Annotated in this window: 18 protein-coding genes and 2 rRNA genes (1 of these 20 cut by a window edge); 8 read left to right on the top strand and 12 right to left on the bottom strand. The window is 49.7% G+C overall.

Annotation, left to right across the window (positions count from 1 at the left end):
* Positions 1-10: 10 nt before the first annotated feature.
* The 6 genes from LQ777_RS08420 to LQ777_RS08395 all read left to right on the top strand — a co-directional run bounded on the left by LQ777_RS08420 (position 11) and on the right by LQ777_RS08395 (position 7942).
* Positions 11-1474, top strand: coding sequence for a RagB/SusD family nutrient uptake outer membrane protein (locus LQ777_RS08420; RefSeq protein ID WP_232562075.1), 1464 nt, complete (start codon positions 11-13; stop codon positions 1472-1474).
* 107 nt (positions 1475-1581) lie between these two features.
* Positions 1582-3009, top strand: a complete 1428-nt coding sequence (locus LQ777_RS08415) for a glycoside hydrolase family 30 protein (RefSeq protein WP_232562074.1) — start codon at positions 1582-1584, stop codon at positions 3007-3009.
* A 222-nt stretch (positions 3010-3231) separates the two neighbouring features.
* Positions 3232-3558 (top strand): hypothetical protein, encoded by a 327-nt coding sequence (locus LQ777_RS08410; RefSeq protein ID WP_232562073.1) that lies wholly within the window; start codon positions 3232-3234, stop codon positions 3556-3558.
* A 973-nt stretch (positions 3559-4531) separates the two neighbouring features.
* Positions 4532-4777, top strand: coding sequence for a hypothetical protein (locus tag LQ777_RS08405; protein WP_232562072.1), 246 nt, complete (start codon positions 4532-4534; stop codon positions 4775-4777).
* Between the two features lie 67 nt (positions 4778-4844).
* Positions 4845-6230: a mannitol dehydrogenase family protein gene (locus LQ777_RS08400; RefSeq protein WP_232562071.1), complete on the top strand. Its 1386-nt coding sequence runs from the start codon at positions 4845-4847 to the stop codon at positions 6228-6230.
* 614 nt (positions 6231-6844) lie between these two features.
* A complete protein-coding gene (locus LQ777_RS08395; protein ID WP_232562070.1) occupies positions 6845-7942 on the top strand; it encodes a fasciclin domain-containing protein in 1098 nt (365 codons plus the stop codon).
* Positions 7943-8014: 72 nt separating this feature from the next.
* Here LQ777_RS08395 and LQ777_RS08390 read toward each other — a convergent pair whose 3' ends face one another.
* From LQ777_RS08390 to LQ777_RS08365, 6 genes are all read right to left on the bottom strand, one after another.
* Entirely contained in the window at positions 8015-9619 is a 1605-nt protein-coding gene (locus LQ777_RS08390; protein ID WP_232562069.1) for a RagB/SusD family nutrient uptake outer membrane protein, read from the bottom strand.
* Positions 9620-9705: 86 nt separating this feature from the next.
* Positions 9706-12909: a SusC/RagA family TonB-linked outer membrane protein gene (locus tag LQ777_RS08385; protein ID WP_425276945.1), complete on the bottom strand. Its 3204-nt coding sequence runs from the start codon at positions 12907-12909 to the stop codon at positions 9706-9708.
* Positions 12910-13375: 466 nt separating this feature from the next.
* Positions 13376-13663 (bottom strand): hypothetical protein, encoded by a 288-nt coding sequence (locus LQ777_RS08380; protein WP_232562067.1) that lies wholly within the window; start codon positions 13661-13663, stop codon positions 13376-13378.
* A gap of 3 nt (positions 13664-13666) precedes the next feature.
* On the bottom strand, positions 13667-14179 hold the full coding sequence (locus LQ777_RS08375; RefSeq protein WP_232562066.1) for a hypothetical protein: 513 nt from the start codon (positions 14177-14179) through the stop codon (positions 13667-13669).
* Between the two features lie 23 nt (positions 14180-14202).
* Entirely contained in the window at positions 14203-15198 is a 996-nt protein-coding gene (locus LQ777_RS08370) for a phosphotransferase enzyme family protein (RefSeq protein WP_232562065.1), read from the bottom strand.
* An 80-nt stretch (positions 15199-15278) separates the two neighbouring features.
* Positions 15279-16361, bottom strand: a complete 1083-nt coding sequence (locus LQ777_RS08365; protein ID WP_232562064.1) for a Gfo/Idh/MocA family oxidoreductase — start codon at positions 16359-16361, stop codon at positions 15279-15281.
* 161 nt (positions 16362-16522) lie between these two features.
* Between LQ777_RS08365 and LQ777_RS08360 the strand changes: the two genes are divergently transcribed.
* Entirely contained in the window at positions 16523-17263 is a 741-nt protein-coding gene (locus LQ777_RS08360) for a pseudouridine synthase (RefSeq protein WP_232562063.1), read from the top strand.
* Between the two features lie 39 nt (positions 17264-17302).
* On the opposite strand, the gene LQ777_RS08355 is transcribed toward LQ777_RS08360, so the two are convergent.
* Together LQ777_RS08355 and LQ777_RS08350 are read right to left on the bottom strand one after the other, a co-directional pair.
* On the bottom strand, positions 17303-17830 hold the full coding sequence (locus LQ777_RS08355) for a GreA/GreB family elongation factor (protein WP_232562062.1): 528 nt from the start codon (positions 17828-17830) through the stop codon (positions 17303-17305).
* 68 nt (positions 17831-17898) lie between these two features.
* A complete protein-coding gene (locus LQ777_RS08350) occupies positions 17899-18975 on the bottom strand; it encodes an endonuclease/exonuclease/phosphatase family protein (RefSeq protein ID WP_232562061.1) in 1077 nt (358 codons plus the stop codon).
* A 462-nt stretch (positions 18976-19437) separates the two neighbouring features.
* Between LQ777_RS08350 and LQ777_RS08345 the strand changes: the two genes are divergently transcribed.
* Positions 19438-19812, top strand: a complete 375-nt coding sequence (locus tag LQ777_RS08345) for a hypothetical protein (protein WP_232562060.1) — start codon at positions 19438-19440, stop codon at positions 19810-19812.
* A 75-nt stretch (positions 19813-19887) separates the two neighbouring features.
* Here the strand turns inward: LQ777_RS08345 and LQ777_RS08340 are convergent, their stop codons facing one another.
* The 4 genes from LQ777_RS08340 to LQ777_RS08325 all read right to left on the bottom strand — a co-directional run.
* The gene (locus LQ777_RS08340; protein WP_232562059.1) at positions 19888-22056 is read right to left on the bottom strand and encodes a xanthine dehydrogenase family protein molybdopterin-binding subunit; all 2169 of its coding nucleotides are present in this window, start codon (positions 22054-22056) and stop codon (positions 19888-19890) included.
* A 2-nt stretch (positions 22057-22058) separates the two neighbouring features.
* Entirely contained in the window at positions 22059-22544 is a 486-nt protein-coding gene (locus LQ777_RS08335; protein ID WP_232562058.1) for a (2Fe-2S)-binding protein, read from the bottom strand.
* Between the two features lie 122 nt (positions 22545-22666).
* Positions 22667-22777: ribosomal RNA gene (gene rrf / locus LQ777_RS08330) — 5S ribosomal RNA — on the bottom strand.
* 121 nt (positions 22778-22898) lie between these two features.
* Positions 22899-23587: ribosomal RNA gene (locus LQ777_RS08325) — 23S ribosomal RNA — on the bottom strand (it continues 2145 nt past the right edge of the window).

The following is a 23587-nucleotide window of genomic DNA, read 5'->3' as shown; positions in this document are numbered from 1 at the left end:
CATTAGCTCTATGAAACGTCTTATCATATTTTGCATTCCTTTTCTGCTGCTGGCGAGCTGTAATGTGCTGGACAAACAACCTTTGCCCAGCATCACGCCCGAAAACTTTTTCACCAGTGCTGACGATGCCGAAGCGGCCCTGACAGCGGCCTACGATGCGCTGCAACAAGGCAGTCTTTACGGACAGGATCTAAACGTAGTGGGTGAAATGCCGTCGGACAACGTCACCAGCAACAACGGCGACGTAAACGCGCTGGAACGCCTGATCTGGACACCCCAGACGGGTCAGGTAAGCGGTGTATTTCAGAATTCGTACGTTGGTATCAACCGGGCCAACGCTGTGCTGCGGTATGTACCGAACATCCAGATGGATCAAACGCGCCGAAATCAGATTATTGGCGAAGCGTATTTTTTACGCGCGCTGCATTATTTCAATCTGGTACGCATGTACGGGGGTGTTCCGCTGCGGCTAGAACCCACCGAATCGGGTGAACCAGGCGTCGTTGCCCTTGCCCGCTCAACGGCTGAACAGGTGTACGCGCAGATCACGACCGATTTGCAACAGGCCGAGCAACTAACAGCGACATCGTTTGGGAGCCAGACGGCAAACCGGACGCGGATCATCAAAACTGCGGTCAACGCACTACAGACGCGCGTCTTCCTGACCCAGCGCCAATGGAACGATGCGGCTACCGCAGCCAATAAAGTGATCAACAGCGGTCTGTACCAGTTGTCGCCAAGCTTCAATGCGCTGTTCCCGCCCGATAACAATACCGAGTCGATTGTTGAAGTACAATTTGCGGGTAATGCCGACGGTGGATTCATCCTACCCGACCTGGTACTGCCTTCGCCCCCGGCTACGTATTCGTTTCCGAAGTTTAACATCCCCACGACGGAGTTGCTCCAATACGCGGATACCCTGAACGATCTCCGTTGGAAGTTTACGGGCGAAGTAACGCAAGCCGGTCGCAACCACGCCAGTTTTGTGATGGCCACCTCGGGCAACGCGAATGACAACGGTCCGTTTGTGTACAAGTGGCGGAGTAATCCAAACGCGTTCAACAGCCCCGACAATTACTACGTACTGCGACTGGCTGACGTGATGCTGATGTTTGCCGAAGCGTCGAACGAACAGAACGGGCCTAATCAGGAAGCGTTTACCCGCCTGAACGCGGTCCGGACTCGCGCGGGTCTGCCTGCTCTCACGCAGGCGGATCTTGCTACCAAACAAGCGTTCCGCGATGAAGTAGACCGCCAGCGTCGGTTGGAACTGGCTTTCGAGGGCGAACGCTGGTTTGATCTGTTGCGCTACGCCCGCCAGACGCAAGCCGATGCCGGCGCTACGCACAAAGTAACGGCACTGGACATCATCCAACAGATTCGCGGTGCACGGGATGTCAACTACTTATTGTTCCCGATTCCGCAAAGCGAGATCAACAACAATCCGTTGATCCAGCAAAACCCTGGCTATTAGTGTAGTTTGCCGCTTCACGGGTTCGTAGACTCATACGCCGTATCTCCAAGATACGGCGTATGAGTCTACGAACCCGTGAAGCGTAGCTTCCAATAAAATTATTCCCCATGCATACACGTCATAAACAAAAAATCGTTGCGTTGACTTTCCTGACCTTGTTTGGGATTGGAAGCAGTTGTCAGCGGGGTTCGCTCAATCATACGTCGTCGGCGGGTGTCCAGTTCTGGCTGACCAATCCGGACCGGTCGGCCTTGTTTGCCAGGCAGCCCGGAACGCTTTCGTTTTCCAGCGCAACAAACCAGAATCCAACCATTGCTATTGACGCATCGCAGACGTTTCAATCAATTGATGGGTTTGGCTACACGCTAACGGGCGGTAGTGCCATGCTGCTCAACCGCATGGACACAAAAGCCCGCGCGGCCTTGCTGAAAGAACTCTTCGCTACCGAAGGAAACAGCATCGGTGTGAGTTACCTACGCATCAGCATCGGCGCATCGGACCTGGACGACCGCGTTTTTTCGTACGACGATTTGCCCGAAGGTCAGACCGATGAGAAGCTGGAAAAGTTTTCACTGAACCCGGATCGGACCCATCTGATTCCAATCTTGAAAGAGATTCTGGCGATCAATCCCACCATCAAGATTCTGGGTTCGCCCTGGTCGCCACCAACCTGGATGAAAACCAATGCCAACTCAAAAGGGGGAAGTTTAAAGCCGGCGTATTACGATGCCTACGCGCAGTATTTCGTCAAATACATTCGGGGCATGAAGGAGGAAGGCATTCGCATCGATGCGATTACGATTCAGAACGAACCGCTGCATCCGGGCAATAACCCAAGTCTGTTGATGCTCCCACAGGACCAGGCGACGTTTATCAAGCAAAGTTTAGGACCTGCGTTTAAACAGGCGCGTATCGACACAAAAATCGTTCTGTACGATCACAACGCCGACCGACCTGATTACCCCATCTCGATTCTGAACGATCCGGACGCAAAGCAATACGTCGACGGCTCAGCTTTTCACCTCTACGCTGGACCCATCGACGCTCTGACGGACGTACACAAAGCGCATCCGGACAAAAACCTGTACTTCACCGAGCAATGGATCGGTGCGCCCGGCAACCTGAAAGGTGATCTGGCCTGGCACGTCAAGACGCTCATCATTGGAGCGACCCGCAACTGGAGCCGTACCGTGCTGGAATGGAACCTGGCCGCTGATCCGAAACAGGAACCTCATACGATTGGTGGATGCACCCAATGCCTGGGCGCTATCACGCTGGATGGCAATGCCGTGACACGAAATCCGGCCTACTACAACATAGCGGTAGCGTCAAAATTTGTCAGGCCCGGCTCGGTACGCATTCAGTCAAACACGTCAGACGCTTTACCAAATGTAGCCTTTAAAACGCCCGATGGCCGAAAAGTCCTGATCGTGCTTAATACAAAGGAGGTAACACAGGCGTTCAATGTCCGCGACAACGGCAAACTGGTTAGCACAGCACTGCCAGCAGGATCGGTTGGAACCTACGTTTGGTGATTTCGTAATTCGTTCGACCGACAAAAACCCATATTCAGCGGATGAAATCAGGCACTGGTCAACTTTAATTTCGACCAGCAACGAATGCGGGGCAATTTTGAGCTTGCAACAAAACACGCGATGCACGAGCCGTGTTTCCTAATCGAGTCAAGTACAGAAGCGTAAGGATCGACGCTCCGAAAACAATCGTTGATCCTTACGCTCAACGAGAATATAAACACGATGTTAACTACTAGAAAATATGCGATCCGGCTTTTAGTTGATGACAAACAGGTTCTGGTCAAATCAGTAGGTGGGAACCTGTTTCACTCTAAATACTGGGAATTCTGGGGCGAGTACGACGAGACAGGCCGGTTAATCGGGCATCCGGTTCGGTCGCTGGTACCGAACCACACAGCCGATGAGCAAACCGACGAAAAGATTTCTTTACCCATCAACGGGGTGGCCCTCGACGTAGCGGAAATTGTCAGTCAACAACTTAATAGTACGGCTTACGTCGAAGCGGCCATTCGAGAAAAGTTTGCCCGTGAGCAGAACATGGTTAACTAAGGAACACGCCTGCTTCGTTTTAGACAATACAAAGAAAAGTTTTTCGAAAAAGCTGCCTGAGCGCTAAAAGCTTGGGCAGCTTTTCTTTTTTTATTCTATTAGGCATCAATTATTACACAATAATTCAAATTGGCAGTAGAGTCTACTGTGTACTTTATGAAGAACTTTTGACAGACGAATAATTTATCAAATGTATGCTCGCATACTATCAACCGGGCAAACAATCGTATAAACGGCTCATTTTAAGCCCCGTTATCTATATTACTGGATAAAGAATCGGTTGTACAATTTACTTTTTTGCAGAAGAATCAGAGGCACTTTTTGAACTTTACCAATATTAACAAACTATTCAGGTGCATTGGTTAGTTATCTACCTGAACGAAGAATGCTCAACATTCTTTCGATTTATTAGTTGATTATTAAGAATTTATCCTGACTATGAACTCATCATACGCACTAAAACATAAAAGTACAGCAAAGGCTACGTGGATATCGATTTGTACTTTTTCTCGTTTATTCCTGTTAGGCTTTGTTCAGCATAATACCGCAGTTTTTGAGGGTTTGGCGCGCATGCTTACTCCCTTTGGTGGTAATCTGCTACCTTGCCCCCAACGAACGTTTTCATCCCGCAATTAATCGGCTAATTCTTTCTGATTTCTCAAGGCGATTTCTAATGACTAGTTGAGACATTTCTCGAATTGCTAGCCCGTTAGACGCCCGTAGCTTTCCACCTGTATGTCCCATTCGTATTGCTGACTAACTATACAGGTTTACTAATGGAAAGCATTCAGCGCTTATTGTACAACGCAAAACAAAATTGACTAGTTAGGAGACTTACGGCGACGTTCATAGTCTAATCTATAGCTAGTGCTTTTTGTTGTGCACTGATCCTATCATCATGAACCGATATTCTGTTCTATATCTGCTTGAAAAGCAGTACCATGCCTTTTACTGTTCTACACAGTCAGAAGCCATGTCTGCATTAGCACTTTTGTCCGATGAGGACGGCCATACGCCACTTGGCATCTACGACGCCAAAACGGAATTGTTTGACTGGGAACCAACCAGACAGAACCAGTACGCTCAGGCGAGTATTGAAGAACAGGGGAAACTGGGGAACCAGATAATCCAGATTGCTCAAGGACTGCGTCAGCAGGACGAAATGGGTCAAACGCAAACGAGCCCCATTCCGCAACTTGTCCATGCAAAAGCGGCCTAGCTGACACGTTTGGATAGGCTCTTGCGCATTTGTTACACTCATCAACCACGCTAAAATAGCTCTGATCATGTTTACACTACCTCAGCCCGTTCTGATGGAAGGCACGTCAGCTATCACCAGCTCTACTTATAATCCGACTCAACTAAGCGCCGGTATGGTGCATATCGGTGTCGGTACGATTATTCATAAACACCCGGCTTATTACACGGCTAAGTTTATGAATTTAGCCAACCAGTCCAACTGGGGAATTCGCGTTATCAGCCTGCTTCCCGCCGATAGGCTCGAAAAATTATCGATAATAAACGAAAGCGGATCCCTCATCGACGTTATAACGGCCAGTACTCAGCCGGAGGAAGCCCTTTCCTCTTTAGCCGATCCAGCAGTCAAAATCGTTGCCCTTTCACTAACGGAAGACGGAGAAAAGTGGGGTGTTCAGGGTATAGTCGATACTGACCAAACCTTGCTAGCTTTTGATTTTTTAACCAAAGCATTAGCCCGAAGACGCGAGCAGTTGGGCGATCCGTTGACTATTCTATCGTGCGACGATTTACCACGCAATGGTGATGCGACCCGAAAAGCGTTGCTGTCATTTGTCAACGACAAAGACGCAGATTTGGCCAGTTGGATTGAACGGCACGTCACGTTCCCTAATTCAGTAGCGGACTCAGTAACGTCTATTCCATCAACGGAAGACGATCTCAGCGACGAACGCACTGCCACGAGGGCCGAGTATTGGGAGGAATTGACCAGCTGGGTTATTGAAGACAAGTTCGGCTCAGGCCGACCGGACTGGGAAATCGCCGGAGTCACATTTGTCGACGACAGCAATCCCTACGAAGCTCTGCAACAACGCTTTCAAAACGCGTCCTACAGTTTGCTGGCTTATCCTGCTTTTCTGGCTGGCTACCGAACCGTTCACGAAGCCATGAGCGACAGCGTGTTCAGTAATTACGTCAACGTCTTTATCAACCGCCTTGTCAGCCCGCTGGTTACTGTACCCGGAAGCATTGATCTTACTGACTACAAGACTAAGTTACTCCGACGTTTATCTAGCGCGGCTGTGAACATTCCTTTATCGCGATTGTGCGCCGACGGAGCGTCTAAACTACCGGCGTTTATTCTGCCGACGCTCGCAGAATTGGTAAAACAGGAAAAACCGACGTACTGCCTTGCGTTTTTATTAGCTACTTACGGGCACTACCTTTCGGCAACAACCGACGACAAGGACGAAGAGTACGAAATCAATGAGATCTGTTTGAGCGAGGATGATTGGTACAAGATCGAGGACTCGGACGTTCTAGCCTTTCTGGACAGCTCACCTTTTGCTTCGGCTAACCTACGGACGATTCCACATTTTGCGGCAGCTTACAAATTATACCGCAAGCAGATAGCCATTTACGGTGTTGCGTTCACACTCCGCCAAACGATGTGTACGTTACTAGAACTACACTAAATTGTCACGTCTCGCCGATGTTCATAGTAAAGTAACGCTTTTTGTGAATATCGGCGGGAATAGGCAAACCCACCTACGACGTGTTGCATCGCTCATAAACCGTTCGGTTCAACGAAGTTGTGCTGCCAGCGTCCCGGAGTGGCATTGCCTTTGTTTCGCGGTGGGAGCCACTCCCGAGTTCCACCGTGCATTCTCCTATCCTCCCCGATCTCACTTTCCTTTTCCTGTTTTTAGGGACGCCTAAAGGTCATCTGATCGTTAGTCACCAGCGTCATAACTCTCCCTTATGAGCTTCGAATAATCAATGGAATTGAGTAACCTACTGCTGGATACTCAGACTTATCTCCACTCTACTATGCCCGAAAGCTCGGTGTACCGTTAAATCAAGAATTTGCCGACCAAAAAATAGGATAATTACAATATAAATTTAACAAAATCAAGCAGTTATCTGAAAAAATCAACTATTACTGCACAATTCTACTTACTCTACCACACAACATCACAAGCAAAAGCAAGTTTTATTTATATGAATTACTGTACGTATCACTCATAAAGTGGGCCACGTCTGTAATGCTAGTTTGTTTTATCTGTTCATCTTTTAAACCACTCAACTTATGTTTCAATTCATTCGCGCGGGCTTTCGACAGAGTTCGCTTCTGCTTTTACTCGCAGCTGGTCCCTTCTTTTTTAGCTGCACAAAAGAAACGCCTGCCCCAGCGCCCGGAACTGGCACCACAAATCCTGGATCAGGCACAGTTACGACGCCAGGCACCGGTACCGGTACCGCTACCACGCCGGGTACGGGTACGGCAACAACGCCAGGCACGGGCACCGCTACAACACCCGGAACAACCGTCGTTGCTTCTGTGACGTACATTGCGCAGAAAGACAATCTTAATCTGTTAGAAGCAGCTATTTTACGAGCTGGACTAACTTCTGAATTTAACAAGGAGAACGCTACCATTTTTGCGCCATCGGATGATGCCTTTAAGGCCGCCGGTTATGCCAACGAGGCCGCTATTCAGGCAGCACCAGCCGCTGATTTACAGCGTATCTTGCGGTATCACCTCGTAAACTCCCGTATTGACCAGTCCTCTATTCCAACCGGTGTTAATACCGTTTATCAGACCGCCCTTGCTGACAATACAATCTCCGTCTACAAAGTCAGCAACAGCGACATTAGCGTCAACCAGGCAAAAATTATTCAGGGTGACAATCCAACGGTTGGTAGCGTAGTACATATTATCAACCAGGTGCTTACACCAGCAACAGTCAATGTTGTTACGCTAGCAAAAAATAATGCGAATTTATCGTTCCTGGCAGCGGCCATTGATCGGGCGGGCGCCAGTGTGCAGGATGTTTTGAACAAAAATACCCAGAACGGTTATACGATTTTCGCGCCGACCAACGACGCATTCAAGGCAGCAGGTTACGCCGACGAAGCGGCTATTAAGGCAGCAGATCAGCAGAAACTGGCTAGTCTCTTACTGTATCACGTGCTGAACTACCGGGCTTATGCACAAACCTTCCAGAACGGTGCCGATATTGTCACCGCTCAGGGCGGTAGCGTTCGGGTTAACGTCAACAATGGCAAAGTTACGGTAACAGGAAAAGGCAATGGTAGTAATGCCGCTACGGTCACGCAGGCCGATCAGGTAGCATCTAACGGTATCATCGTGCATGTTATCGACCGCGTACTGTTGAGTCAGTAACCGACGAACCAATTACTAGTAACAAAAAACGCCGGGTGTCATGCCCGGCGTTTTTCATTTGTGATCATCCCGTTATACTCCTGGATACCCTGGGTTCTGCGGACGCAGGTTAGGATTGTTTAGCATCTCCTGAACACCAAGCGGCAGGAGCAGATGTTTCTGTTCCAGAACCTTGTTCGTATTTAAGTTGACGTGCCCAACAAAGTTGTCGAAACCTTTGGTCTTCTCGTTAAACACTTTCCGAGTTCGCACCATGTCGAACCAGGTAATCTGCTCGTAGCAGAATTCCCACCAGCGCTCCCGCCAAACGGCCTCCCGGAAGTTGGCCTGCGTGTACGTACCCAAAGCGGGCGTCGTCAGCTGTGCCCGGTCCCGAATGCGCTTTAGGGCATCGTAAGTGGCCTGCGTCGGTCCACCCACCTCATTCTGCGCTTCAGCAAAAATCAGCAGCGTTTCGGCGTAACGAATCAGGGGAACGTTCAGGTTATTTTGGCGCGTACCGGCCACGCCCTCCGTACCGTTTGACGTCCGGTTGAAATGCTTAAACACGTATGGACGGCCCAGGTCAAACCGGGCACCGGTACCATTGGTGAAATAGGTAGTGTAAAAATACCCTTCCTGGTCTTTGGTCCGTCGGTCGCCCGTCTCGAATGAATTATAAAAATCCAGCGTTGGAATTGAGCTGCCCGTACCCGTAGGACCGTTGAAGTTGATTGGTTTAAAGTTCCCATAGAAATTGTCCATCGGATTGGATCCCCCCGGGATATCTACTCCCGATACGTTTACTCCTGGCACGATTGTGTTGTACTGAATCATAAACAGGTGTTCCAGGCGGTTTTCGGTTTGTTCGCGGTGTACGTCCTCGTAGGTCGAAAACAGATTAATTTCTGCTGGTTTAGACGTAGCGTAGGTGATGACTTCCAAGGCTTTGTCGGCGGCTAATTTGTAGTGCGACGCACCTTTGCTCAGCGGAAAGCCAGCCATCGTCAAATACACCTTCGCCAGCTGCGTTTTCACAGCCGCCAGATTCACCCGTCCACTAACGTCCATCCAGGCCAGACCAGCCGATTCTGCCGCCTGTAAATCCTCAACGATCAGCTTGTAAACTTCCTCCTGGTTGTTACGTGCCGGCCGGAAATCTGAGGCTGTAGCATCGGCTTGTGGCTTCGTAATCAGAGGCACATCGCCCCAAAGCCGAACCAGTGTAAAGTACGCCCACGCCCGCAGAAACCGTGCTTCGCCCAGGATCTTCTTTTTCTGCGCTTCGGGCATCGGCGTAATGGCTGGCACCCGGTCGAGTACTAAATTAGCCTGCGCGATGACGCGGTACAAGCCGTTCCACCAGTTAACAACGTGAACCGTATTACCGTCGTGTGACAGGCTATACAGGTTGTTGAGGTCCGAGTTCTGGGCGGTTTCCGTCGTTGACGTGCCGGTCATAGCCTCCAGTAACTGCCAGTTAGATGAAAAAATACCGGCACCACCGCCGAAGAATCGGACCTCAGCGTACACGGAAGCCAACGCGGCTTCGGCGTGGTCAGGTATCGTGTAGAAACTCTCAGTAGTCAGGTTCGAAGGTGGCTGCTCGTCTAGGAAATCAGAGCAACCAACGGGACCAAGCAGAACGGTGCCGCACAGCAGGGCCTTGCTTATGTTTTTTACGATGGTAAATCGCATGATAAAATTCAGGAGTTTAGTGGTTTGTCACCCGATAGCCACGGTTCACCATGTAAATCGTGACTACTGGGTGACGAAAATTTACGTTACAGACCAATTTGTATACCCATCAGGTAGGTGGTGGGTTTTGGGTAATTGTGCCAGATCATGCCCTGCGAGAAGGAACTGTTGCCGTTGCCCTGATTGGTAGGCGTCACTTCCGGATCGCCAATGATAGGATCGTCGACCAGCAGGAAGAAGTTTTGCACCGTACCGTAGAATCGCACCCGGTTCAGTTTCAATCGGTTCGTTACCTGCGTCGGCAGGGTGTAGCCTAGCAAGACGTTCCGGCCCCGTAGGAACGAACCGTCTTTGATCCAATGGCTGTCCACATTCGTCACGTAACCCGCGCGGGTTTCCCGAATTTCGGCGATGGGGGTGTTTTGGTTCGTTGGCGTCCAAGCGTTCAGCACCGAGGTGTAGCTATTAGCCAGCGCCTGCCGGTCTTCACTGGCGTGCAGGTTCATGAGCATCACGTCGTTGCCGTACATGAACTGAAGATCAAGCGTGGCGTCGAAGTTTTTGAACCGGAAATTGTTGATCAACGAACCCCAGCCTTTCGGACTGCCGTTGCCAATAATGCTACGGTCGGCATCGGTGATGGCCTTATCACCGTTTACATCCAGGTATTTGATGTCACCGGGCAGCATCGTCAGGTTGTTCCTATAGCTGGTAAACTTAGCCGCTTCTTCGCGCTCGGCTTCGCTCCAGGTACCCAGCCGGGTCAGCCCCCAGAAGGCTCCGACCGGTTCACCCACGCGAATGACGTTGGTGGGATTGGTGAAGTTTGGACCACCCACGTTAAAGATGTCCGACGGCGTTGCTAAGGAAAGTACTTTGTTGCGGTTAAGCGAGATGTTGAACGTTGTGTTCCAGGTAAAGTCGCCCCGGCTGATGTTTATCGTGTTCAAACCAAATTCGAAGCCCTGGTTCTGCATCGATCCCACGTTCTGACGAATGGTGGCGTAGCCGCTGGTACGCGGAACCGGCGCATCCAACAGCATGTCGGTCGTTAGTCGGTAGTAGTAATCAGCTTCGAGGCTAACCCGACCTTTGAACAGGCCGATTTCTAACCCAACGTCGTACTGGGCGGTTTTCTCCCAGCGCAGGTCGGGGTTAGCTAATCGGTTAATACCCGTTCCGCCGACCCGTGCGTCGTTGTAGACGGTGCTGTAGACCGAACTTAGCGTAGCCAGCGACTGGTAGTTCGGAATTTCGGCATTACCGGTCAATCCGTAGCTGGTCCGCACCTTCAGGTTCGAGATGATCGGATTGGTTTTCAGGAAATCTTCTTCCGATACGCGCCAGGCCAAAGCCGCCGACGGGAAGAACGCAAACTTGTTGTTTTCCCCGAAGCGGGAGGAACCATCAGCCCGGCCCGTCAGAGTCAGGAGATATTTATTCTTAAAACCGTAATTAAACCGCCCGAAGTACGAGTTGAATGCGAACCGCGATGCATCCGATTCAACACGAGGATTTATAGAACCCGCACCTAAGTTATTAAAGCCGAAATAATCGGTGGCAAAGCCATTGACTAAAGCTGCCACTCTGAAAAATTGGTTCTCCTGCCACTCAATACCCAGCAAACCCGTAACCGAGTGGTCCTGACCAAACTGTCGGTTGTACGTCAGGGTGTTCGACAACGACCAGAACGTTTCTTTTTGATTTCGAGCTTCTCCCGTTCCGCTGCCCCCGATGTTCAGCAGTCGGCTCTCCGAATTGTTCTGTTCCTGAGTCACAATGTTGGCACCCAAAATCGACCGGAATTCTAAGCCTTTGGCTAAGGCGATGTTCGCGTACAAACTACCCTGCGTGGTCTGCGTGTTGAGGATGTACCGGCGGCCCATCAGGCGGGCGTACGAACTGAACGTTCCTTCAGCGCTTGGGTAGTCGCGGTTGCTGGCGTATGTACCGTTTTGGTACGTAACGGGCAGGAACGGAAAATCTTCCACAATTTGCCGCGCTACCGCATCATTCTGGTCTACGATGTTCTCGCTCTGGTTGTTATAGGCCAGCGTACCGCCCACTTTCAACCACTTCTTGACCTGATCGTCCACCGTAAACCGGCCCGAGTACCGCTTCATATACGACGTTTTGATCAAACCCTCATCGTTCCGGTAGCCCAGCGACAGTGAATACTGCGTCCGCTCGCTTCCACCACTAAAGCCCAGCTGATGGTTTTGCGACAGCTTGTTCTGCGTCGTTTCTTTAAACCAATCAGTATCGTAAAGCGGGTTCAGGTTAGCGTCAAAAACGCCCGGAAAGTTGGCACTGTATTGTTTCCGGCGGGCAATCGGGTCCAAATACGTGTACCGTCCGGCATTCCAGCCAACGGGATCGTACTTCTGAATGTTATTATAAGCCAGCTCCTCCGTAGCTAAATATTCGCGGGCGTTTAGCACCCGAGGTCGGTTAGGGCCAATCGTGTTTACGCTAAAATCAGCGTTGTAGGTTACGCTCCCTTCACCGGCTTTGCCTTTCTTGGTCGTTACCAGAATAACACCATTGGCACCCCGTGCGCCATAAATAGCCGTCGACGAGGCATCTTTCAATACTTCAACCGAGACAATGTCGTTGGGGTTGATGTAATCGATGGCGTTCGAAAACTGGTTCTGGTTGCCTTGCGGCAGAATGACGCCGTCGACCACGTACAGCGGGTTGTTCGATGTATTAATGGAGCTAAAGCCCCGAATCCTGACGGTGGTTCGACCACCCGGACGGCCCGAGTTGTTATTTACCTGCACACCAGGCATCCGGCCCTGGAGCGCTTGGTTGAGCGAAGGCGCAGGGCGCTCCTGCAATTCCGATTGTTTGACGGTCGCCACAGAACCGGTTAAGTCCGATTTTCTAGTCGTACCATACCCGATAACTACAATCTCATCGAGTACTTTGTTATCGGTCTTGAGCGATACATCGATAACGCCTTGGGCTCCTAGGCGTACTTCCTGGGGCAAATACCCCACGAATGAAAACACCAACGTCGCATCACCGTTCGGTACATCGAGTTTATACCGACCATCCGAATCTGTGACCGTACCGCGCTGACTTCCTTTTACAACGATACTGACCCCCGGTAACGACGCGTTCGTTTCGTCCGTTACCCGACCCGATATCGTTCTGTCGACGTAATTGGTTGCCAAATGAACCGTAAGATTGCCAGACAAGGTCTCCCAGCTTGGAGCCGGTGCAGCGTAGGCAAGCGAAGTCCCGAATAAAAAAAGGAAACTTTGTGTGGAGGACAGCCTCAACATCCTCACAAGCGGGGCCTGCGGGCGTAAAAGTTTTTGCATGAAGTTTCTGGGTCGCCGAGACGATCCGTTTAGGTTCAACAATAGAGGAAATAAAGAATTGTCAGACTCTGGCGTAAGAAATACTTAATGCGGCCGAACTACTCATCGATAATTAAAATTTTTTAATAAATTTTTAAGTACATTTTAATAAACCCAAAAATCTATAGATAATATATTGTATTACAGATATTTATCTTTTAATCCTATTTGTAGATCTTAGTAGCCCAAATTAGCTCTATCCAATTCGATCTACCCATATACTAATTATTAACAAACCCTACTCGCTACGAAGCGCATAGGCAGGAACGCTCGATTCCGAATAATGCCTACAACTAATTATTGCCGGAAGAACACCACTAGGATTAACCCTAGTAAGGCTTAGTCATGGGTATTGGTCGAACGGTTTTAGTACAAAGTCAGTGTTCAGTTAGTCAATAACCGATACGATTACGTAATTGTCGTGCCGGGTGATACCGTATAGAACCTGTTTTGACCTGATGCTCCGGTCAATCGCAAACGCCTGCCCTTCGCTGATGGTCGGTATTGTTTTTACGTATTGCAGGGTATGCCCACGCTCCGGTAGCTTGAGAACGTATAGTTCAGGTTTATCGTGGCCCGTGCAGTAGATGAATCCGCCTTTCCCCCACGCTCCGCCAGAGGTACTCTTTGGCGAAAATGCCTGCAATACAACAGGCGGAAACGTCCAGGCCTCCACCTGTTACCAGCTTTTGGTAAATTTCACCAGGGTAGTCCAGCGGTTGTCACGTCCTTCGGCAGAGGCTTTGTCCGAATAGTTGGCGAAAGCAACCCACCAGTGTCCCTGGTGAAAGTCGGCCCAGGTAACTGATCCGGGAAAAAGGCCAAAACTATGCGTACCGATATGCCGTAGCGTACGGGTGTCGAAAATTTCGAGCGAGCTTGCCATAGGCACGTCCGGATAATTGGAATGCGTACAATACAGCTTCTTCCCGATAACTACACCGCTGTTCATGTGCTTTAGCAGCCCCGTTGTATCTTGCCAGACGGCCACTTGCTTACCACCCGATTTGAGGTGTTTCGTCAGCGAATGGTTGTTGACGACGTAGAAATAAGACGCATCGACAGCAACGCCCTGCTGAACTTGGGCCAGCTGAAAACGCTGTAGCTCTTTTGCCCGCTGCCCATAAGAAGGCAGTCCATCCAGCAGGAGTAGCCCGAAAAAAATAGTCGTTATCGCTTGTACTAGCCGCATCGTTCTGTATTCTCTACTAGTTGTCAAAACGCACAATACATCTCCGTGAATCGCCGGATTGCAGATACCCGTTCGTTCAGATACCGTGGTCCGAAGAAGCTGTTGGACCAATCGTCAACGTTTTCGTACGCAAAGCCCAGGTAAAAAATCCAGAACATAATACCGAAGAACGGAACCGCAGCCAATTCTTCATCAGACAGTGTACGCACTTGCCGATAACCCTCGATAAATACCGCGAACTGCCGATCTCCTTCTTCCTTTGTTATTTTTCCGGTAATGGTATGAAAGAAAAAATGAACCAGGAACGACGCCAGATCATTAGCCAGATACCCCTTGCCAGCGAAATCGAAATCAAACAAAGTAAACGCATTACCATCAAAATGGAAGTTCTTTGGCAAGTAGTCGTAGTGGCAATAACCATAACCAAAGTTATCCGTATCGAACGATGCCATTTTTTCCCTGACCTGATCAGCCAGCGCTAACAGATATGTGTAGCCCTCCAGATTATCGGCAAAGGCTGGCTTAAGGAGTTCGAGCGGTCGTGTGAGCGTGGTATCCATGTCGTACGCTTTTCGCTCGTACGATAAGTCGATTCGGGCCGTAATGTTGTGGTTAAAGGCCATCTCTCTCCCTACTACCCGCAGTTGCTCGTCTGTTAGATCATAGACATTATATCCATGGGCAAACGTAAACAGGACACCATGCCGAGTTCCCTCCGCAGCGTTGAACACCTGAATCTGCTCACCCCGCATGTCTCGAATTGGATAAGCCACTTTTGCCCCTTGCTCCTTCAGAATGTTAAGCAGCTCTACTTCGCCCTTTATTTCGTTCAGGCTCCGGTGAGCATCCCGATATACCTTGAAGATGTACTTTTCGACGGGGCTTTCCAGCACATAGGTATCGCTGACTCCGTGCAGCAGAAACCGACAACGAAGCTCATCAAATCCGTAGCGTTCTGCAATACGATCTCGCAAAGCCAACGCGGACAAAGTCGAATATTGGGTAGGAAAGATAGTCATAGGTGAAGGCTTTATGGATGGTGATTACAACGCAAAAAGGGCTGTGCGAACACAGCCCTGAATAAACGATCTTCTCTCCGTTATAAAAGTACCGGCTGTCCCGTCCGCACGGACTCATCGCAGGCGAACGCAATTTGCAGGCTGTTGACAGCGTCCTGCATGTGGTCAGTCAGGTCAATGTTTTCCTGGATTGCTTTCAGGAAATAGCGCTGTTCACGGTTGCAAAGCTCCTGGTGGTCAGGTTCATCCTGCATATCAATCCAGGTATCTTCTTCCACAAACTGATCTGACGCATTGAGCGCGGCCCGGTGAACACGTAACGATTCGGTTTTTGTGTGCGAATCGACATTATCTGATTTACCAGCACTTCCAGCATTTTTGGCGACGATAGAAACGCAGCCGTTGGGTCCAATAACGTCTTTCACAAAAAACGCAGTTTCGCTCATCATCGGCCCCCAGCCTGCTTCGTACCAGCCCACAGAACCATCTTCAAAGCGGATCTGTAACTGGCCGTAATTGTAATTATCGGCGGGAATGTCATTCGTCAGACGAGCACCGATGGCGTTTACCTGAACCGGTTTCGACCGCGTCATCTGGCACATTACGTCTATGTAATGCACACCACAATCGACAATCGGGCTAAGACTTTTCATCAGATTGCGGTGCACGGTCCACATTGTGCCGTGGCTTTGCTGGTTCAGGTTCATCCGCATTACCAGCGGCTTACCCATTTCGCGGGCTACTTCCACAAATTTCTCCCAGGAAGGATGATGCCGCAGAATATAGCCGACTACAAGCTTCTTTCCGGCTTTTTCGGCGGCTGCAATTACCCGCTTAGCGCCCTCTACGGTGTCGGCAACCGGCTTTTCGATAAAGACGTGGCAGCCTTTTTCGAATGCCTGTATCGCAAACGCTTCGTGCGTATCAGGATAGGTTGAAATGCAGACGGCATCGGGTTGGGTTTCGGCCAGTGCTGTCGTATAATCATCGAATAAAGGATACCCTCCGCCCAGTCGTTCGTTAAGAACTACCTTACTATTTCCAGTCGATACGATTCCGCAGATATCGAAACCATCCAACGTTTTATAAGCAATCGCGTGCGACGAGCCCATGTTGCCGCAGCCGACCACAAGAACCCGCAGTGAATTTGTTGAAAGAGACATGAACGTGACGTTGAAGGGTAAGTTAATGTTAAGGACACCGAGCCTTTTCTTCGGCAAAGAAACGCAAAAGTTACCAGCCAAGCCGCAAAAATAATACTTCACCCGAGCGGACACCAGCCGTTTCGTACGACATAGCCATCTATCCCGTATTTTTGTCCATTATGGAGGTAAGTAACGTAGTACCTGATCCACGTCAGCCCTTGACATTGCTGTATCAGACCGTGGATTTGGTAGCGATCAATAAGCCACATGGACTACTGGTCCACCGATCCCCGATAGCTAGTGACGCCAGCGAATTTGCGGTTCAGCTTCTCCGCGACCAGCTAGGCCAGCGCGTATATCCCGTGCATCGTTTGGACCGCAAAACGGGCGGTGTACTGCTTTTTGCGCTGATAGAAGCCATGAATTCGGTTATGCAGCAGCAATTTGCTGAGGGAGCCGTTGACAAAACGTATCTGGCTATCGTGCGGGGTTATACCGATGATGAACAAGTTATTGACTATCCACTACGACGAGATGACGGTGTGGTTCAGGACGCGGTGACGGCACTGAAAACATTACAACGCGCAGAGATTCCGCTACCCTTCGGCAAGCACGCTACTTCGCGCTATTCGCTGGTCGAGCTTAAACCGACGACGGGACGTATGCATCAACTGCGTAAACACATGGCGCATATCCTCCATCCAATCATCGGCGACCGTCCCCACGGTTGCAACAAACAGAACAAACTTTTTCTGGATCAATTTGCCATGAACACCATGTTGCTACACGCTAGCCGTATCCAGTTTACGCATCCGCAAACAGGCGAACCGGTTGTCATTACGGCTCCCGTACAGGCCGAGTTTAGTCGAATGTTGACCACCTTATTCTCCGGATACGATTCATCTATTTTGCAGGTGTAAGCGCTACCGTTATCAGCAACCGAACGACGGTACTATGGGTTAACTGGCTTCGTCATAGGTTATTGCGGTTATTTCCATTTTGTTGATTCCTCGGATCGCGGGCAGCGAAACGGTGTCTCCCACGTGCTTTCCCAGCAATGCCCGCGCAATCGGTGCCGTAAAAGCGATCCTGCCTAGACTAGCGTTTGCTTCGTCAACGCCAACAATTGTCAACTGACGATCAGTATGAACGGGTGCGTCTGTTTGGCTATGTAGGCTGACGGTCGCCCCAAAACGAATTTCGTTTTCCGGATGGTCGCGCGTATCGACAACTTTTGCACTGGCAATGCGCTGGTTAAGGTTAGCAATCCGGCCATTGAGCAACGCCAGTTGCCGGGTTCGCTCCGTTTCATCACTCTCGTTCGACTGAACATGTGCCCGTTCACTTTCCAGCGTCTCCAGTTCGGTGCGTAACAAAGCCAAACCGCGTGGCGTAACGTAGTTGATGGTACCTATTGGCAGCGGTGCCCGTGCCGGAATAACAACGGGATCGTCTGCACTCTCGTTTTTTAGAAAAGCCCTGCTCATGTTGATTACTGCTTATCTCAACATAACAGCGATAAACAACCATTAGTTGTCATCACGTTAGATCCGCTCTACGTGGCTTCTTCTATCTTTTCTCTGCTTTCTTCTAAATCGTTCCCTTCGGGTTGCGGGATTTCCTCAATCACTTGTTCTTCTTCGGGTACGTAGGTTAGCGAAATAAACATCGGAAAGTGGTCAGATCCGCAGTTTGGCAGGCGCAGTATTTTCTGTAGCTGGAAATGATGCGACACAAACACATGATCCAAAGGCCAGCGTAGAAAGAAATACTTGGCGTGAAATGTATTGTATAACCCCCTACCGATTCGGGGATCCAGCAGACCGCTTATTCGCTGAAACAAGCGCGTTGTGTGCGACCAGGCCACGTCGTTCAAATCACCAGCCACAATAACAGGCCCTGTTTTTTCCCTGGCTTCCTTGCCAACCAGCAACAGTTCAGCATCTCGTTCGGTTGACCGATAATGTTCAGTTGGGCTGGGCGGCATGGGATGAACCCCATAAAAGTTGATCAGCTCTCCTGAGGGCAGCTCAAGCTGAGCGTATACCGATGGAATATCGTCCTGAATCAAAAAGCGTAGTTCGTGGTGACGAATGGGAAAGCGTGAATACAACAGCATACCATATGTATTCTCCAGCGGATGCATTATCCGGTGTGGAAAGTCAACCTCTATCGACGCTAATTCATCTTTCCATTTCTGATTCGCTTCCAGTATCAGCACAACATCAGGTTTATGCTTCTCGACCAACGTCCTGACTTTTGGTACTTGGGTGTTTTCCATGTAGACATTGGACACGAGCAGTCGAATCGTGTTGTCATCAAGTTCATCACCATCCTTTTTACCCACATAGCGTACTACCTGCTTCCGGTAGAGGGGCGTAAACGGATAAATAAGCCATCCGTGATAGAGTAGCGCCAGTAGCAATCCAATCGGAATTAACACCCGATACCCGTCCATCAGATGATCGAGCCACAACCAGCTTAACAAACCGGCAGCAGCCATGACGGTAAGCTGCAAATGCGGAAAATCCCACATCCGAATCCACCAGTAGTCGAGCCGTATAAGGTTAAGAAAGGAGGCTATTACAATAAAAATGGAGTAACCAAGCAGAACGTGGTCAACGGTAGACATAGTTAAATGTGAATGGCTTGTAAGAACGACAACCCTGAACGGCCATTCGAAGTTTGAGTTCCTTATTCTGTAACCGATCGAAGAGCACTCAGAAAGGTAAGTATTGGTTTAAGACCAACGAGAGCAACGTGTAACTCAAGAGCCCGCACCAACCAATAGCGACCTGTTAGACAAAGCGCTAAAACGAACCAAAACACAGCTCAAGCAGGATAACATACGCTTAAAAAGCTATTCCTGACAATTCATATTTTTCTCACTTTCTGCCGAGTAAAGCACCCGCTACTTTTGTCCGCAAGTGAACGAGAGTTGTCCAGTTGCGGACAAAAGTAGCGGACAGTTTAACAGTTAACTACTTGACTGTCAATCACGCTCTCGATTGGCACGAGCTTTGGCTTATACATAATGAACGAGTAAACAACGAAAGACAACGAATTAACTCCAGAACATTAAACAACTACTACTATGCTATCATTCATGAGTAATCTGGCTATTTCTCTCTTCATGAGCGCTGCAACCTTAGCCAATCCAACGACACCGAAAGCTTTGTCCTTTGATGCCAGTGCTTTTGTTACCGTTAGCAATCACATTCGCGTATCAGTTAATAAGACAGATGAGGTACCCGTTGTCGTGATGCTTCGTAATGCTGACAATCAGGTTATTTTCAACCAGAACATCAGCAAAAAAGAAACGAAGTATGCTGTAAAATTAAATGTCGAGCAACTGGCCGACGGTAAATACGAACTGGAGGTAAAATCAAGCGAGGGCAGCATCCGCAAGCAGTTAAACGTATCGACCCGCCCTACCGAAAAATCAAACCGAGTAATTGCTATGCAGTAACAACAATCATTCTGAACAAACAGAAAACCCGGCTAAGACCGGGTTTTCTGTTTGTAAACTATTCGAGTAATAAAACTACGATACGCCTTTAAATTCTTTGAACTCTTCCTGCTCAATGAATGGTTGGCTGCGCAACCGTTTGCCCGACGCTTTGTAGATGGCATTCGCGATGGCGGCTCCGGCGGGTGGTAACGATGGTTCGCCCAATCCCGTCGGTTCAATATCATTCTTTACAAAGTGCACGTCAATTTCCGGAATTTCATTGAGCCGGATAAGCCGGTACTCATTGAAGTTTTTTTGATCGGGGACACCCTCTTTAAAGGTCATATTGCCGTACATAGCGTGTCCAATACCATCAACAATGCAACCACGCACTTGCTGCTGCGATCCGCTTTGGTTGATAACAATGCCACAATCAGCAGCCGAGTAAACTTTTTGCAAAACGGGCTTGCCTTTCTGCATCACCACCTCACCGACCTGGGCAACATACGAACGGTGTGAGAAATACACACTGAAACCCTGCGCCACTGGTTTACCATCGGCTCCTTTCTTTTTGCCCCATCCCGACTTTTCAGCAGCTAGTTCGATAACGCCTTTCATGCGGTCGATGTCGTATTTGATTGCCCCAGCCGGCTTTTGCTTCGCTTTATCGAGCAGCTCCAGCCGGAACTGTACAGGGTCCTTTCCGGCAGCCTGCGCCACTTCATCCAGGAACGACTGCTCAGCAAAAGCCAGAAAGTTGGTAATTGGCGCGCGCCAGGGACCGGTCGTAATCGGCGATTTATGATCTACACTATCGATCAACAGGTTGTCAACGGCACCCGACGGAAAATTATCTTCGCGCGTTGCGTTCCCCGCGTTGATACTCGCTCCCCGCAATTTATAACCGATCATGTTGCCCTGCCCATCGAGAGCAGCCTCAAAACGGTATCGCACAGCAGGACGGTAACTTCCACCACTCATATCATCTTCACGGGTCCAGATAACTTTGACCGGCGCATTTACGAGCTTCGACACCTGAACCGCTTCAATTACGTAGTCGGCCTTCAGGCGACGGCCAAACCCACCACCCATCCGCGTTAACTGAACGCTTACTTTATCAGGCGAAATGCCAAGCAGCTTGGCCGTTTCGTTGCGAGCTAACTCCGGCGTTTGCGTAGGCCCGACCAGCTCAACACCATCCGGACGAACATGCGCGAAAAAATTCATTGGCTCCAACGGATTGTGGGGCAAAAACGGACATTGGTATTCGGCTTTGACAACCTTTGCCGCATTTTTGAATGCACTATCTACATCACCATCCTTCCGACGAACGGTTGCGTTTGAATCGTCCAGCATCTGTTTAAGAATACGATTATGATCCGTAGTACTTTCCAGTGCTTCCGCTTTTTCCCATTCTATTTTCAGCGCATCTTTCGCCTTCTTCACCTGCCAGGTTGATTTACCGACGACAGCGACGTTGTTATCGAACGTCACTACATCGACAATACCCGACATTGCCTTGGCGGCTTTCGCATCCAGTGATTTCAACTTATAACCAAAAGCGGGACGTTGCAGCATGGCAAACAACATACCCTCCTTATAAAAGTCTAAACCAAATAGCGGCTTACCAGTATTGATTTTCGGATTGTCGACGTTCTTGATGGTCGAACCAATGAGTTTGAAATCCTTGGTATCTTTCAGCTTAACATCAGCCGGAACCGTTTGCTGAGCGGCATCTGTAGCTAATTCACCGTAGCTCAGTCGACGATTACTAGCCGTATGGAGGACAAATCCGTTTTCGGTTGTGCATTCAGAGACGGGCACATTCCAGCGTTTGGAAGCGGCTTCCAGCAGCATTTGCCTGGCAGTCGCTCCCGCCTTGCGTAACCGCTGCCAGGAATGAGGAATAGAACCACTACCACCCGCTACCTGGCGTTCAAATTTTTTAGTGTCGAGAGGAGCTTGCTCTACAACCACTTTCTTCCAGTCAGCGTCCAATTCTTCGGCTACTACTATCGGGAAAGCCGTTTTAATCCCTTGTCCAACTTCGGGATTTGGCGAAAAAATAGTGATAACTCCCTGCGGGCTGATCGAAAGGTAGCTGTTAAACTCAACGCCTGAAACAGCAGTTGCTGTCGTATCGACAAGAGTAGATCCAGCAGCTTCGGACTCAGACCAGTTAAAGCCCAGCAACAAACCGCCACCAGCGGCTGTTGCGATCTTTAAAAAATTCCTACGACTTGGCTTTGAGAGGGTCTGCATGGCTATTTTGTTTTTGCAGGTTTAGGAGAGGAAGTCGAATCAGCTGCCAGCTTAACCGCTTCGCGGATACGATGATACGTACCACACCGGCAAAGGTTACCGGTCATCGTATCGTCAATTTGCGCCTGCGTTGGCTTTGGATTACGCTTTAATAACGCAGCTGCGGTCATGATCTGCCCCGCCTGACAATAACCACATTGCGGCACGTCAACTTCATCCCAGGCTTTCTGCACGGGGTGATCTCCTTTTACCGAAAGCCCTTCGATAGTCGTGACTTTTGCTTTGCCGACAGAAGATACAGGCAGTACACAAGAGCGGACTGCTTCACCGTCTAAATGCACAGTGCACGCACCACACTGCGCGATTCCGCATCCATATTTCGTTCCAACAAGGCCAAAAGAATCACGTAAGACCCACAACAGGGGCGTATCAGAATCGACATCAGCCTGATAGCTGCGGCCGTTTACTTGCAGTTTGAAGATTGCCATTTCTTTACAGGGTTGACTCAAAGAACTAAGTTAAGAAAAAGGCTAAACTACTCTACTGAGTCAGTATAAAAGGCATAAAAAAAGCGAGTGAATAGTCTCCTATTCACTCGCTTTATATCATAAGGTGGCACCTTCCTACTCTCCCGCTTGTGACAGCAGTACCATCGGCAGTACGGGGCTTAACGGCTCTGTTCGAAATGGAAGAGGTGTTCACCCGCCTTAACCGCACCAACCTGTTGAACTCGTCGAGCTTGCGCTCAAAGTCTTTATGTCTTTATGGCGTTGTCTTTGTCCCCACAGAAAGAAACAAACAATTCAATACACACATTTCCACACATTCCATTTGCAGCAACAACAATCACGCGTCCGGGCTCATTAGTACGACTCAGCTCTATGCATCTCTGCACCTACACCTGTCGCCTATCAACGTAGTCGTCTCCTACGACCCTTTATACCGGATGACTCATCTCGGGGCCAGTTTCGCACTTAGATGCCTTCAGCGCTTATCTGTTCCCAACGTAGCTACTCGGCCGTGCCTGCGGCCAAACAACCGATCCGCCAGCGGTTGGTCCATCCCGGTCCTCTCGTACTAAGGACAGACCCCCTCAGTCATCCAACGCCCACCACAGATAGGGACCGAACTGTCTCACGACGTTCTGAACCCAGCTCGCGTGCCACTTTAATCGGCGAACAGCCGAACCCTTGGAACCTTCTCCAGCCCCAGGATGTGACGAGCCGACATCGAGGTGCCAAACCTCCCCGTCGATGTGAGCTCTTGGGGGAGATCAGCCTGTTATCCCCGGCGTACCTTTTATCCTTTGAGCGATGGCCCTTCCATGCGGAACCACCGGATCACTATACCCGACTTTCGTCCCAGATCGGCCTGTTTGCCTCACTGTCAAGCTTGCTTTTGCTATTGCACTCCGCTGCCGATTACCGTCCGGCATGAGCAAACCTTGGGAAACCTCCGTTACCCTTTCGGAGGTGACCACCCCAGTCAAACTACCCACCAAACACGGTCCCTAAGTCTAGGTTAGACCGCC

Source organism: Spirosoma oryzicola (genome assembly GCF_021233055.1).
GTDB lineage: Bacteria > Bacteroidota > Bacteroidia > Cytophagales > Spirosomataceae > Spirosoma > Spirosoma oryzicola.
Note: the sequence above shows the minus strand (reverse complement) of the source record. Positions and strands in the feature narration are given on the sequence as shown.